Source organism: Sorangium sp. So ce834, assembly GCF_051521425.1.
GTDB lineage: Bacteria > Myxococcota_A > Polyangia > Polyangiales > Polyangiaceae > Sorangium > Sorangium cellulosum_D.
Window position 1 is genome coordinate 1,063,062 of sequence record NZ_CP150351.1, and the last position, 13,848, is coordinate 1,076,909.

Consider the following 13,848-nt stretch of genomic DNA (forward strand, 5'->3'; position numbering starts at 1 on the left):
CATCCAGACACCTCGCCCCTCGAGCACCGCTGCTTCAGCGATGCCGTCCCCCCGTCAAGCACCGCCGCCTCCCCGGCCGGTCAGTCGGCGCCCCTCGCGGCCACCGCGTCCGTCTTGCCGCCCGCGAGCGCGCCGGCGCGGCGGACGATGCCGATGAACTCCTGCTGATCGACCTTGCTGGACGCCGCCGCCCTCGCGATCTTCTCGACGTCGGAGAGCCTCCAGGAGCGCGCATGCGGGCTGTGGCGCAAGATCTCGGAGAAGCCGGCCACCGCGGACGCAAAGCGAAGATCGGCCGGCGCCGCGTCGAAGGTCGGGGCGATGGCGCCCGGAGCCATCTTGACCATCGTCTCCTCGGCCACGTCCGAGCCGAGCGGCGCCTTGTGGCGGAGGCGCACGACGAGCGGCGCCGCTCCCGCGCCCCTCAGCGCGGCGTCCTTGAGCTCGACATCGTAGATGGCCGTCACGCTGTGACCGGCGCCGATCTCGCCCGCGTCCACCTTGTCGTTCCGGAAATCCCGGTCGGCAACGTTGCGGTTCTCGTAGCCGATGAGCCGATAGCTCTTCACGAAGCTCGGATCGAACTCGACCTGGATCTTCACGTCGCGCGCGATGACCTGGAGCATCCCGCCCACCTGCTCGGAGAAGACCCGCCGCGCCTGCGCCTCGCTGTCGATGTACGCGTAATTCCCGTCGCCCTGGTTGGCGAGCTGCTCCATCATGACATCCTTGTAGTTGCCCTGGCCGAAGCCGACCGTGGACAGCGTGATCCCCTTGTCCCGCGCGCGCTTGATGGTCTTCAGGATCTCCTCGTGAGAGGTCGGGCCGACGTTCGCGTCGCCGTCGGACAGCACGACGACACGGTTGACGTGCCCCTTCACGAGCGTCCGCTCCGCCAGGCTGTAGGCGAGATCGATCCCGCTCGCCATGGCGGTGGACCCGCCCGCCGTGAGGTCCGCGATCGCCGCGAGGATCTTCCCCTTGCTCTCGATGCCGGTCGGCGCCAGCACCTCCCGCACGCTGCCCGCATACGTGCAGAGCGCGACCGTATCCCCCGGCTTGAGCGACTCGGTGAGCATCCGCAGGCTCTTCTTCGCGAGCTCGATCCGGTCCGGCGCGTGCATCGAGCCGCTCGTGTCGACGAGGTACACGAGGTGCACCGGCGTCCGCTCCTTGGCCGGCACGCGCTTGCCCTGGACCGCCACGCGCACGAGGTGATGGCCCACCGTGAACGGCGAAGGCGCGGCCGCGAGGTGCACCGCGAACGGGCCCGCCGTGGGAGACGCATAGCCATAATCGAAGTAGTTGAGGAACTCCTCGGCGCGCACGGCCTGATACGGCGGCAGGGCGCCGTCCAGGATCTTGCGGCGCGCGATCGCGTATGAGGCCGTGTCCACGTCGATCGCGAACGTCGAGAGCCGGTCCTTCGCGGGGTCCTCCACCGGGTTGACGCCGTAGTCCCGGTACGACTCGCTGCCCTGGGGCTCGGGCGCCGTCACGGCGACCGCGGGCGGGGCGGCGGGACGCGGGGCGGCGACCGGCGCCGGCGCGGAGCCCTTCTTCGGCGCCGGCGCGGCGCCCGCCACGCTGCGGCGCGCCTCCGGCTTGCCAGCCGCGGTCACGCCGGCCGACGGGGCCACCGGCGCCGGCGCGGCCGGCGGGGGCGGAGCCGCCGCGACGGGCGGGGCGCCCGAGGCGTCCGCCTCCTCGGCCTTCTCCGCGGCGGCGGACGCGCGGCCCTCCGCTTGCGGAGCGTCGTACTCCGGCTGCATCGACGGCGCGATGGCGGTGTCCATCGGCGCTGCCGGCCCCGCCGGCGCTGCCGTCTCCCTGGCGGCAGGCGCGGCGCCGCCGCAGCCGACGAGCAGCGCGGCGAGGAGAGCAGGGGCGACGAGATCGAGGGGCCGGATGCGCATGAGGTGTCCTCCTTGAAGGGGATCGCGAGCGCGGATCCCCGCAGTGCGTTCTCGCGGGGCGGCCATCGCCGACCCCGACACAGGTCCTCGCGAGGGCCGCACGCGCGGCCCCCGTTCAGGGACGAGACGGATCCCTCCGCCGCTCTCGCCGCGCGAGGGCCGCGAGCCGCTGGTTGTCCGGCGGTCGACGGAGGGACCGGGGCGGCGGGGGCCCGCGGTGGCGGGCCCCGGCGCGTCCGAGTGCCAGGGAAACGCGGTCGCCTCCGCCGGCTTACACCCGAAATCGAGGGCGCGTCGACGGCGCGTCCGCCGCGGCCGGGATCGGGCGCGCCCGCCGTGCGGCGCGCGCCGGCCGCGGAGCAGGCGCCGGCCGCGGCGCAGACGTCGCCCCGCGGCGTGCGCTAGAGTGCGCCGGAACGCGGGAAGCTCCGGGCAGGCGCGATCGCCCATCCACCTTCCCGCCTCCCTGCTCGATTCTCAGGAGGTCCGCCATGAGCGCAACGAGCCGCGAGCGTTTCCAGTCCAGCCTGCGCCGCGCCAGGAAGATCGCCGTCCTGACCGGCGCCGGCGTCTCGGCGGAGTCGGGCATCCCCACGTTCCGCGGCGCCGGCGGGCTGTGGCGGCGCTACGAGGCGACGAGCCTCGCCTCGCCCGAGGCGTGGCAGCGCGATCCGGGCCTCGTGTGGGAGTTCTACAACCACCGGCGCGAGCGCGCGCGCGGCTGCCAGCCGAACCCGGGCCACCACGCGCTGGCGCGGCTGGAGGCGCGGTTCCGGGAGGCCGGCGGCGCGTTCACCCTGATCACCCAGAACATCGACGGCCTGCACGAACAGGCGGGCTCGCGGGATCCGGTGCGGCTCCACGGCTCGCTGTGGCAGGTGCGCTGCCTCTCGTGCGGGCGCGTGACCGAGAACCGCGACGTGCCCATCACCCCCGCCTTCGCGGGGAGCGGCTCCCCCGATCCGGAGACCCGCGCCCGCCGCTTCACCGCCGCGGAGCTGCCCCACTGCCCCTGCGGCGGCGTGCAGCGCCCGCACGTCGTCTGGTTCGGCGAGGCCCTGGAGGAGAGCGACCTGGCCGCAGCGGCCGCCGGCGTCGACGGCTGCGATCTCCTGCTCGTGGTCGGCACCTCGGCCGTGGTGTACCCGGCCGCGGGGTTCGTCCCCCTGGCCAAGCGCCACGGCGCCCTCATCGCCGAGGTCAACGTCGAGCCCAGCGCGGTCACCAATCTCTGCGACTTCGTGTTCACCGGCGGCGCGGGAGAGATCCTCCCCTCGCTGCTCGACGTCGCGCCGGCGCACGCATGACCGCCGCCTCCCGCCGAGCCCTCCGGTTCCATCGCGCCGAGGGCCATGGAAGTGAGCCCATCCGGACGAGATCGCCTATCGCGATAACGACACCAGCGAGGCATCCGCGATCGCGTCCAGCAGCGATCGCGGAGCCTGCCAGGCGCGCCGGCTGAGCGCTGGCCGAGCGAGCCGACGGCGCCAGCGCCGCAGCGGGCGCGCGGTGCACGTCGCGCGCGGCGCGGCTCGTGCTTCTCCCGGAGGGCATGGAACAGGTCAACCGTGAGATTTCAGGGCTAACGTGGGCCGCGATCGTGCTCGTCGTGATCGGCGCCGTCAACTGGGGGCTCGTTGGGCTGTTCGAGTTCAACCTGGTCGCGGCGATCTTCGGCAGGCTCAGCGTGATCAGCCGCATCGTCTACGTGCTCGTCGGGCTCGCCGGCCTCTATCTCCTGTACGCCTCGGTCCAGCTCGGAAAGCGCGCGCGCGTCTCCACCATGCCGTGAGCAGCATCGGCTCGATCGGGCGCTCCGGCGCGGAGCAGGCGCGCCGAGCCGAGCTCCGGAGTCTCTGGGAGTCGGGCGGCTCCTGAGGTCGTGGCCTGTTCCGGCGCGGGTTTTGCAGCTCATGGTGCCTGTCCAAGGCACCGAGTCCGGAACCATGGAGCAGCGAGCACAGCGGCAACTCACGGGTATCCTCTGCCGTTCGCCGGAGGCGTCGATCCGGCGGGCTGGAGAGGTGCAGCCGTGTCCGAGGCTGCCGCGGCCGCCACGGACCAAGGAGTGACACCATGCCCAGCTCTCGAGAACCCGTGACCGCCCTCGTCCGCGACGCCGCCCGGCCGCTGCGCGGCGGCGCGCGCGACTACGACGCGCTGCTCGACGCGATCGGCGATCGCCGCTTCGTCCTGCTCGGCGAGGCCACGCACGGCACCCACGAGTTCTACCAGGCGCGCGCCCAGATCACGCGGCGGCTCATCGCCGAGAAGGGCTTCTCCGCGGTCATCGTCGAGGCCGACTGGCCGGACGCGTACCGCGTGAACCGCTATGTCCGCGGGACGGACGACGACGGCAGCGCCGAGGAGGCGCTCTCCGGCTTCAAGCGGTTCCCGCAGTGGATGTGGCGGAACGAGGACGTCCTCGGCCTCGTCCGCTGGCTCCGCGAGCACAACGCCGGCGTCCCGCGCGGGCAGGCGAAGGCAGGCTTTTACGGCATGGACCTCTACAGCCTGCACGCCTCGATGGAGGCCGTCCTCGAGTACCTCGACCGCGTCGATCCGGAGGCCGCCGGGCGGGCGCGGCGCCGCTACGGCTGTTTCGACCGGTTCAGCGAGGATCCGCAGGTGTACGGGTACGCGGCCGGCTTCGAGCTCAGCGGGTCGTGCGAGCGCGAGGTCGTCGAGCAGCTGATGGAGCTGATGAAGAAGCAGGCCGAGTACGCGAAGCTCGACGGGCGCGTCGCCGAGGACGAGTACTTCCAGGTCGAGCAGAACGCGCGGCTCGTGCAGAGCGCCGAGGAGTATTATCGCACCATGTTTCGCGGCCCCGTGTCGTCGTGGAACCTCCGCGACCGGTACATGGCCGAGACCGTCGAGGCGCTCGTCGCGCACCTCGACCGGTTCCACGCGCCGACGCGGGTCGTCCTCTGGGCGCACAACTCGCACCTCGGCGACGCGCGCGCGACGCAGATGGGCGAAGCGGGCGAGTGGAACGTCGGCCAGCTCCTGCGCGAGCGCTTCGGCGAAGGCACCTTCCTCGTCGGCTTCTCGACGCACACCGGCACCGTGATGGCCGCCTCCGGGTGGGGCGATCCCGCGGAGATCAAGCGCGTCCGGCCGTCGCTGCCGAGCAGCTACGAGCGGCTCTTCCACGACACGGAGCTCTCGCGCTTCTGGCTCGACCTGCGGTCCGAGGCGGGCGCGCGCCGCGAGCTCGTCGAGGCGCTGCGCGAGCGGTCGCTCGAGCGCGCGATCGGCGTGCTCTATCTCCCGGAGACCGAGCGGGCGAGCCACTACTTCCACGCGAGGCTCAGCGAGCAGTTCGACGCGGTCGTCCACATCGACGAGACGACCGCGGTGAGGCCGCTGGAGTGGAGGGCCGAGCGGCGCGAGCCCGAGGCGGAGACGTACCCGACAGGGATGTGAGCGCCGGGATCAGGCGCTCTGGCAATCCGCGGTGTGGCCCGTGCGCCAGCGCGCCTCGGGCGTTCGTTTGCCCGGAGGGCGGCGGGTCGCGGTATCGTCTGCGCCGTGTCCTCGGCTCACACGCTCCGCGAGCTCCTCGCGACGCCCGGCCTCCTCGTGATGCCTTGCTGCTTCGACGCGCTGTCGGCGCGTCTCGTCGAACAGGCCGGCTTCCCGCTCACGTTCATGAGCGGCTTCGCGGTCTCGGCCGCGCGCCTCGGCGCCCCGGACACGGGGCTCATCTCGTATGGCGAGATGGTCGACCAGGCGCGGGCGATCTGCGCTGCGGTGTCGATCCCGGTGCTCGGCGACGGCGACACGGGCTACGGCAACGCGATGAACGTGAAGCGCACGGTGCGCGGCTACGCGCAGGCCGGGCTCGCGTGCGTCATGATCGAGGACCAGGTGGCCCCGAAGCGCTGCGGCCACACGCGCGGCAAGCAGGTCGTGCCCCGCGACGAGGCGCTCGCCCGCATCCGGGCCGCCGTGGACGCGCGCGACGAGGGCGCCGGGGTGCTCATCATGGCGCGCACCGACGCCCGGCAGACGCACGGCTTCGACGAGGCGCTGGCCCGCGCCCAGGCGTTCGCCGATCTCGGGGCCGACATCGTGTTCCTGGAGGCGCCCGAGAGCGTCGAGGAGATGCGCACGTTCTGCCGGGAAGTGCGCGCGCCGGCCATGGCGAACATGGTGGATCACGGCAGGACCCCGGTGCTGCCGCCGGCCGAGCTCGAGGCGATCGGCTACAAGATCGCGGCGTATCCGCTCACCCTGCTCTCGGTCGCCGCCGCCGCCATGCGCGAGGCGCTCGCCGCATTGCGCGCCGGCCGGCACCCGGACCCCCGGATGCGCTTCGAGGCGCTCCAGGAGATCGTCGGATTCCCCGAATACTATGCCGAAGAGGGGCGCTACGCGCAGCCGCCCAGGAAGGGGTGAGCCTCCTGCCATGGCCACGATGTCCTCCGCCGAACCCGCGTCGCTCCTCGAGGCGGCGCGCAGCCTCGCTCCGCTGATCCAGAAACACGCGCAGCAAGGAGAGCGCGAGCGCCGTTTGCCGGATCCGGTCGCGCGGGCGCTCCGGGAGGCGGGGTTCTTTCGACTGTTTCGTCCGGCCGCGCTCGGCGGGCTCGAGACAGACCCCCTCACGGCGATGCAGGCCATCGAGGAGCTCTCGCGCGCCGACGGCGCGGCGGGCTGGTGCGCCATGATCTGCGGCGCGACCGGCGCCTTCGACGCGTACGTCCCCGCGGAGGGGGGCAAAGAGATGTATGCGCGCCCGGAGGTCGTCACGGCCGGGGTCTTCGCGCCGGGCGGGCGCGCCGTCGAGGTCGAGGGAGGGGTTCGCGTCACCGGGAGGTGGGCGATGGCGAGCGCCTGTCAGCACTGCGACTGGCTGGGCGGCACCGCGGTGGTCTTCGACGGGCTGGCGCCGCGCCTGTCGCCGGCGGGCGTGCCGGAGGCCGTCGTGCCCATGTTCCGCGCCTCGGAGTGCACGATCCTGGATACGTGGAGCGCCTCCGGGCTCGCCGGCACCGGCAGCCACGATTTCGCGGTCGCGGACGTCTTCGTGCCGAGCCGCCGGTGCATCCGCCTCCCGATGGCGGCGCCGACCCATCCGGCGCCCCTGTTCGCGTTCCCCCTCTTCGGCCTGCTCGCGAGCGCGGTCGCGGCGACCGCGCTCGGGATCGCGCGCGCGGCCCTCGACGAGCTCCTCCGGCTCGCGGCGACGAGGCGGCCGGTCGGCGCCGCGGTGCCGCTCGCGGCGCGGCCGTCGACGGCGCTCGCCGTGGCCGAGGCCGAGGCCACGCTGGGCGCGGCCAGGGCGTACCTCGTCGAGGCGGTCTCTGCCCTCTGGGACGCCGCCCTGTCTGGCAAGTCGATCTCGATCCGGGATCGGGCGCGCCTCCGGCTGGCCGCGACGAACGCCGCCCTCGGCGCGGCCCGCGCCGTCGATCTGGCCTTCACGGCGGGCGGCGCCGCGGCGCTCTACGCGGAGAGCCCGCTTCAACGCTGCTTCCGCGACGTCCACGCCGTCACGCAGCACGCCCTCGTCGCGCCGCACACGCGCGACGTCCAGGGCCGCGTGCTCCTCGGCCTGGACACCGAAGTGCCGATGTTCTGAAGGGCCGTCCGCGCGGGGAGAGGCGGAGACGAGCGGCCGGAGCGGGCGAGCCGTCGCTCGCCCGCGGCCGGCGCGCGCCTCACGTGAGCGGGAGATCCACCCAGCGCTCGAAGCCCGGCCGGCGCTTGATGCGGCCGTACCACGCGTCGACGTGCTGGAGCGCGGGGCGCTCGGTCGGCAGGTTGTACCACCGCTGCGCCGCCACCCCGAGGGGGATGTCGGCGAACGTGAAGTACTCTCCGGCGACCCACGGGTGCTTCGACAGCTGCCGGTCGAGGATCCCGAGGGCGGCGAGCGCCGCCTTGCGCGCGCCTTCGATCGCGCCCTGATCGCGGCGCTCCTCCGGCGTGCGCAGGAGCTGCACAAGGAGCGTCCGGACCGGGGGCCACAGGGTCCCGAACTGCCAGTCCGTCCACGCGTCGGCGCGCGCCCTGTCCGCGAGATCGCTCGGCTGGAGGGGCGGCGAGCCGTACCGCGAGAACAGGTAACGCACGATCGCGTGCGACTCCCAGAGCACCAGCGGCCCGTCCTCGAGCGTCGGCACCAGCCCGTTCGGGTTGAGGGTGAGGTAGTCGGCGTCCTTCACGCGGCCGAACGGCCCGCCGGCGTCGATGCGCTCGAAATCGAGCCTCAGCTCGTCGAGCGCCCAGAGGACCTTCTGCACGTTCGAGGAATTCTTGTGACCCCAGAGCTTCAACATGATGTCTCCTGTCTCCCGGCGCCGCTCAGGCGGCCGTCGCCTTCGCCGGCTTCACGAACTTCGCGTAACGCTCCACGTAGAAATCGACCGGGTTCGCGGTGGCGCGGACCGCGTCGCGCGCCTCCACGGCGTCGATCCACGCCCGGAGCCGCGTGAGCTCTGCCGGGATGGAGAACCCGCGGAGCCGATCCACCGCGGGCAGCCGCTCGAACCACGGATAGAACGCGAGATCGACGAGGCTGACGTCGGCGCCGAGCCAGTAGGGCCCAGGGCCCGACGACCTCGCCAGCGCCTCCCGCTCGATGAACGCGAGCACGTCGCCGAGCGCCTTGCGCCCCTCCGCCTCCTGGTCCGGCGTCTCGGCCCGGAGCAGCTGGGCGAACGCCGGCACGACGCGCGTGTTCGCGTAATCGATCCAGATCCTCGCCAGGGCGCGCCTGGCCGGCTCCTTCGGCAGGAGCGGCGGATCGGGGAAGGCCTCCTCGAGGTACTCGTTGATGATCGCCGATTCCCAGATGCGGTGGCCCTCGTGCTCGATCGCCGGGACCTTGCCGTAGAGCGAGGCGTCGACGAACGCCTGCGGCTTGTTCTGCAGATCGACCTCGATCAGCTCGGCGTCGATCGCCTTCTCCTTGAGCGCGAGCCGGGTGCGGTGCGCGAAGGGGCACGCCTTCGCGCTGTAGAGTCGAAGCTTCGTCATCCTGTTCTCCTTCGTGGCGTCTGCCACGCGAAAAGCGCTCCTGTCGTCCAGACCCGAGGGCGCGCTCAACGGGGCGGGACGCGATCGTTGAATCGCCCGTCGATCACCTTCGAGACCTCGATCTTCTGCGGCAAGAGCCCCTCCTGAAAGAAGGCGTCCGCCATCGTTTGCTGCGCCTCGGTGATCTCGTCGTCGAGCGGGACGTATCTCGGCTCGTGGTGCGCGAACATGTCCTCCGCGACCTCGAGCGGCAGCTTGGTGACCTCGGCGAACTTGCGCGCCCACACGTCCTTGTGGCCGTTCGACCACTCGTGGGCCCGGTGCGACCGGGCCAGGTAGTCGGCGATCGCGGCGGCCTTGCCCGGATCGGCGAGGGCCTTCTCGCTGCTCACCTGGAACGAGAGCGCGTCGGTGAGCCCGGCGCCGTCGAGGAGCTTCGCCGCCCCTTGCCGCACGTTGCTCGCCACATAGGGCTCCCAGACCGCCCAGGCGTCGACGTCTCCGCTGGCGAAGGCCGGCTGGGCGTCGTTCGGGTTCATGTACACGGGCACGATGTCCGCCATGCCGAGGCCGTCCCGGCGGAGCGCCGCCAGCAACAGGTAATGGGCCGAGGAGCCCTTGGCCACCGCCACCTTCTTGCCCTTGAGCTCGCGGAAGGCCCGGACGCTCGACCCCTTGGGCACGAGGATCGCCTTGTATTCCGGGCGATTCCGGGTGACCGCGACGATCCGGATCGGGGCCCCGGCGGCCTGCGCGAAGATGGGCGGCGTATCCCCGACGGCGCCGATGTCCACCGCGTCGGCGTTGATGGCCTCGAGCAGCGGAGGGCCGGCGGTGAACGTCGCCCACTCGATCGTGTAGGGGATCCCTTCGAGCTGGCCCGCGGCCTCGAGCCCGCTCTTCACGATGCCCGTCTGCTCGCCGATCCGGAGCGTCACCGCCGCCAGGTCGACCGCGGCCGGCTCGCCGGCCGCGGGGGGAGCGGGCGCGTCCCCCGCCTTCGAGCACGCGGCGACGGACAGGGCGAGCAGCGCCGCCGCGGCGTGGCGGAGCGGGGCGAGCGCGTCGAGGAGAGCGGCGATGGACATGGGCCTTCCTTCAGGAGACGACAGACGGTAGGGCCCGCGCTTCGGCGGGAGCAGGGGGTGGCGACGCCGCTCGCTGGGCGCGCGGGGTCGATCGGGGGACGGGAGCGTCGTCCGGCTCGTCGCCCTCGACGCCGAGGTGGCCGAGGAGCGCGCTGCGCAGCGCCGCGAACCGGGGGCCGCTGCGCCGCCGCGGCGCCGGAAGGTCGAGGGCGAGGTCCGCGGTGATCACGCTGCCGGCCTCGGGCGACGGCCTGGCGAGGACGAGCGCGCGATCGGCCAGGAGGAGCGCCTCGTCGACGTCGTGCGTGACGAGCAGCACGGCGGGCCGGTGCCTGGCGCAGAGCTCGGCCAAGAGGCCGTGCATGCGGAGCCGCGTGAGCGCGTCGAGCGCGCCGAACGGCTCGTCGAGGAGCAGGAGCTCCGGCTCGCGCACGAGCGAGCGGGCCAGCGCCGCGCGCTGGGCCTCACCGCCCGAGAGCGTGAGCGGCCAGGCGTTCGCGTGGGCCGAGAGCCCCACCTCCGCGAGCGCGAGGAGCGCGCGCCGCTTCGCCTCGTCGGGCGGGCAGGGGAGCCCCAGGGCGACGTTCCGCCACACCCGCTTCCACGGGAAGAGCCGCGGCTCCTGGAAGACGACGGCGCGCCGGTCCGGGACCGCGACGTCGCCGCTCGCGTGCGCGTCGAGCCCCGCGAGCACCCGCAGCAGCGTGCTCTTGCCGGAGCCGCTCGCGCCGAGCAGCGCGACGAACTCGCCGGAGCGGACGGTGAGGTCGACGCCGCCGAGCACCGGGCGGGCTCCGAACGCCCGCCGGACGCCGCGGAGGCGCACGGCGGGACCAGGGATCGCGCTCATCCTAGAAGCCTCCACGCTGCGTTCCATGGGATTGCCGTCCTCACCGGCCGGCGAACGCCGCGCGCCAGCCGAGGACGTTGCGCTCGAGCCATCGGACGAAGAGATCGGTGCTGAGCCCGAGCAGGGCGTAGATCGCGAGGCCGAGGACGATGATGTCGGTCCGCAGGAACTCTCGCGCGTTCGTCATGAGGTAGCCGATGCCGGCCGTGGCGTTGATCTGCTCGCTGATGACCAGCACGAGCCAGGCGACCCCCATCGAATGGCGCAGCCCGACGAGGGCGTTCGGGAGGGCGGCGGGGAGCACCACGTGGGCGACGAGCCCGATGCGGCCGAGCCCGAGCGTGGTCGCGGCCTCGACGAGCTTGTTGTCGACGCTGCGGATGCCCGCGTACGTGTTCAGGTACACGGGGAAGAACGTGCCCAGCGAGACCAGCGCGATCTTCGGCGTCTCGCCGATGCCGAACCAGAGGATGAAGAGCGGCACGAGCGCCAGGACAGGGAGGGTCCTGAGCATCTGGATGGGAGCGTCGAGCAGGTCTTCGCCGAGCCGGAACAGCCCCGCGACGAGCGCCAGCGTCACGCCGGCGCTCACGCCGAGGGCGAGCCCCCGGCTGACCCGGCCGAGCGACACCCAGAGGTGGCGCGGCAGCTCCCCGCTGGCGAGGAGCGTGAGCCCCGTCTGCGCCACCGTGGTCGGCGACGCGAGCACGCGCGGCGACACGAGGCCGAGCGACGTCACGGCTTGCCATGCGAAGAGCAGGAACAGGAGCACCAGGATCCTGGCCCATCGGACCTCGTTCCAGGTGCGCCGCGCGGCTCCACGCTCGGAGCGCGCGCCGGCGTCGGCGGCGATCGTCGATTGCGTGCGCGTCATCTCACGAGCTGCCGGAAGAGCAGGTAACGTGCCAGAGCGCTGTCGCAGGAACGGATCGCAATCCGTCATGGTGGACATGGACTTGCTGCGACAGGAGCAAGGCGATGCTGGTGATGTGCTGCTACGGCAGCAGTCGATGCGGCGCGCGGCGGGGGTCGTGCTGGCGGCATCCTGGGATGCCGAGAGGGCTCCAGGGGCCGCCGGGGCGGCGCGTTCGAGGTGATCGGGGGTCGGCTTGCTCGTCCGGCGCTCCGCGGAGCGTCGGGCGCAGGGATGGATCTTCGTGAGGGAAGGGGCGAATGACGTCAAACACCCGGGAGGCGTTGCGCTTCTCGGGGGGCGCAGGTTCAGATCTTCATCCTTCCTCCTCGTGTCATGCTGGTCGCGGATGCGACAGAGAGAGGCGCAGTCGGCGCCACCGCGTCGGGTGGCGTCTCTGCTCGAGCGGGTCATCCACGCGCGGGCATGGACGCGGGACCTCCTCACCGGCGCAACGGAGGGAGCGCTGCTGTTTTCCGCCTTACTCTTCTGGGGCGGAAGTTAGTCCGTTATAACGGAGGTGTCAAGCCGCGCCGCGAGGGGGTCGAGGCGCCCGTCGGGAGCGCCCGGGACGGTTTGCGGCAGAAATGGCGCTGCCGGGAGGTGGGCCGGACGTGGGGGGCTGTGCGGGGGAGGTCTTCGTTGTAGGCTCCGATGCATGATGACGGCTCGCCTCCATGCAGGAGGGATCGGCGGTGGGGGACGTGTCCTTCGCGCGGTCTGCTGCGGTCGACCGGGGACAGCCATCGGCGTCGGGGTCGCGATGACAGAGGGTAGGGAGCCGGGCGATGGCCGGTGAGCGCCCGCCGGCATCTATCCTGACCGCTCGGCTGACGCTGCGCGCGTGGCGTCCCGAGGATGCCCCGCTGCTCAGGGAGGCGATCGACTCCAGCCTTGCGCACCTGCGGCCCTGGATGCCGTGGGCCGTGCACGAGCCGTCCTCCCTGGAGGCGACGACCGCGCTGCTGGAGAAGTTCCGGGACGACTTCACGGCAGGATGCGACTTTCATTACGGCATCTTCACGCGCGACGAGCGCGAGGTGCTCGGGGGGACGGGGCTACACCCGCGGATCGGTCCGGGCGCGATCGAGATCGGCTATTGGCTCCGCGAGTCCGCGACAGGCCGCGGCCATGCGACGGAGGCCGTGGCGCGGCTCACCCGGGTCGCGCTCGAGGAGGTCGGGTGGAGCCGCGTCGAGATCCGCTGCGATCCGCGGAACACCGCGAGCGCCGCCGTGCCCCGGCGGCTCGGGTATCGGCACGTGACGACGCTCGAGGCGAACGCCCTGACGCCCGCGGGCGAGCCGCGCGACACGATGGTGTGGGCGCAGACCGCCGCGGGCCTGGGGCCAAGCCGGGAGCAAGCCCCCTGAGCATGAAGGCGGGGAGTCATGGAGAATATCCCATGATCTTCCCGCGCACCCGTCTTCATGGGACATCGCTCCGGGCGAGTGACAGCACCGTTGCCCGGAGGAAGGCCAACGTCCAGGAGACCACCGCGCTCGGCCAGCGCACCGCAGGCACCATCGCCTTCGGAGCGAGGAGCCCGGGGCGCGCTGCGGCGATCAGAGCTCGAGCGTCATCTCGATCATCGTGCGGCGGAAGCCGAACCGCTCGAACAGGCGCTGCGCGGCGGCGTTCTGCGTCGCGGTGTGGAGCACGACGCGCGGCGCACCGAGGGCGCGGAGGCGCGCGATCACGGCCTCCAGCAGGAGCGCGCCCGCGCCGAGCCGGCGCGCGGGCTCGTCGACGTAGAGGTCGTGGAGCGCGCCGCAGGCGTCGAGCAGGCTGTTCCAGTCGCGCGGCTCCCGGCGGCCGTAGGCGTAGCCGACCAGCGCCGGCTCGGCGCCACCTCGCTCGGCCACGACGATCGCGGCGCCGGGGTCGGCGAGCTCGCGGGTGAGCCATCGCTCGTAGCCCGGCTCGAGCGGCTCAAGACACAGGAAGCGGTGGGGATCCAGGGCGTGGTGGAGGCGGACGAGCTGCGCCGCGAAGCGCGCCACCTCGGGCATGTCGGCGCGCACCGCCGCGCGGATCGTGAGGGCAGAGATCATCCGCCAGGATAGCCGAGCGGGGGCCGCCCGTCCGGCG

Annotated in this window: 13 protein-coding genes; 6 read left to right on the plus strand and 7 right to left on the minus strand. The window is 72.7% G+C overall.

Annotated elements, in window-relative coordinates:
- Positions 1-80 precede the first annotated feature (80 nt).
- A complete protein-coding gene (locus WMF20_RS03985) occupies positions 81-1,916 on the minus strand; it encodes a vWA domain-containing protein (protein WP_437610823.1) in 1,836 nt (611 codons plus the stop codon).
- Positions 1,917-2,407: 491 nt separating this feature from the next.
- Here WMF20_RS03985 and WMF20_RS03990 point away from each other — a divergent pair, with 491 nt between their 5' ends.
- The 5 genes from WMF20_RS03990 (at position 2,408) to WMF20_RS04010 (ending at position 7,506) form a co-directional block, all read left to right on the plus strand.
- Positions 2,408-3,223: an SIR2 family NAD-dependent protein deacylase gene (locus tag WMF20_RS03990; protein WP_437610825.1), complete on the plus strand. Its 816-nt coding sequence runs from the start codon at positions 2,408-2,410 to the stop codon at positions 3,221-3,223.
- A gap of 245 nt (positions 3,224-3,468) precedes the next feature.
- Positions 3,469-3,708 (plus strand): DUF378 domain-containing protein, encoded by a 240-nt coding sequence (locus WMF20_RS03995; protein ID WP_437610827.1) that lies wholly within the window; start codon positions 3,469-3,471, stop codon positions 3,706-3,708.
- Between the two features lie 284 nt (positions 3,709-3,992).
- Complete coding sequence (locus WMF20_RS04000; RefSeq protein WP_437610829.1) at positions 3,993-5,345, plus strand: erythromycin esterase family protein; 1,353 nt, start codon at positions 3,993-3,995, stop codon at positions 5,343-5,345.
- 105 nt (positions 5,346-5,450) lie between these two features.
- Positions 5,451-6,320: an isocitrate lyase/PEP mutase family protein gene (locus WMF20_RS04005; RefSeq protein WP_437610831.1), complete on the plus strand. Its 870-nt coding sequence runs from the start codon at positions 5,451-5,453 to the stop codon at positions 6,318-6,320.
- A 10-nt stretch (positions 6,321-6,330) separates the two neighbouring features.
- The gene (locus WMF20_RS04010; protein ID WP_437610834.1) at positions 6,331-7,506 is read left to right on the plus strand and encodes an acyl-CoA dehydrogenase family protein; all 1,176 of its coding nucleotides are present in this window, start codon (positions 6,331-6,333) and stop codon (positions 7,504-7,506) included.
- A gap of 79 nt (positions 7,507-7,585) precedes the next feature.
- On the opposite strand, the gene WMF20_RS04015 is transcribed toward WMF20_RS04010, so the two are convergent.
- From WMF20_RS04015 to WMF20_RS04035, 5 genes are all read right to left on the minus strand, one after another.
- Positions 7,586-8,206, minus strand: a complete 621-nt coding sequence (locus tag WMF20_RS04015; RefSeq protein WP_437610836.1) for a glutathione S-transferase family protein — start codon at positions 8,204-8,206, stop codon at positions 7,586-7,588.
- Between the two features lie 25 nt (positions 8,207-8,231).
- A complete protein-coding gene (locus WMF20_RS04020) occupies positions 8,232-8,906 on the minus strand; it encodes a glutathione S-transferase family protein (protein ID WP_437610838.1) in 675 nt (224 codons plus the stop codon).
- 65 nt (positions 8,907-8,971) lie between these two features.
- Complete coding sequence (locus tag WMF20_RS04025; protein WP_437610840.1) at positions 8,972-9,994, minus strand: ABC transporter substrate-binding protein; 1,023 nt, start codon at positions 9,992-9,994, stop codon at positions 8,972-8,974.
- A 10-nt stretch (positions 9,995-10,004) separates the two neighbouring features.
- A complete protein-coding gene (locus WMF20_RS04030) occupies positions 10,005-10,844 on the minus strand; it encodes an ABC transporter ATP-binding protein (protein WP_437610842.1) in 840 nt (279 codons plus the stop codon).
- 40 nt (positions 10,845-10,884) lie between these two features.
- The gene (locus WMF20_RS04035; protein WP_437610844.1) at positions 10,885-11,718 is read right to left on the minus strand and encodes an ABC transporter permease; all 834 of its coding nucleotides are present in this window, start codon (positions 11,716-11,718) and stop codon (positions 10,885-10,887) included.
- A gap of 827 nt (positions 11,719-12,545) precedes the next feature.
- Between WMF20_RS04035 and WMF20_RS04040 the strand changes: the two genes are divergently transcribed.
- Positions 12,546-13,130: a GNAT family N-acetyltransferase gene (locus tag WMF20_RS04040; RefSeq protein ID WP_437610846.1), complete on the plus strand. Its 585-nt coding sequence runs from the start codon at positions 12,546-12,548 to the stop codon at positions 13,128-13,130.
- 192 nt (positions 13,131-13,322) lie between these two features.
- On the opposite strand, the gene WMF20_RS04045 is transcribed toward WMF20_RS04040, so the two are convergent.
- The gene (locus WMF20_RS04045) at positions 13,323-13,811 is read right to left on the minus strand and encodes an N-acetyltransferase family protein (RefSeq protein ID WP_437610848.1); all 489 of its coding nucleotides are present in this window, start codon (positions 13,809-13,811) and stop codon (positions 13,323-13,325) included.
- Between the last annotated feature and the right edge of the window lie 37 nt (positions 13,812-13,848).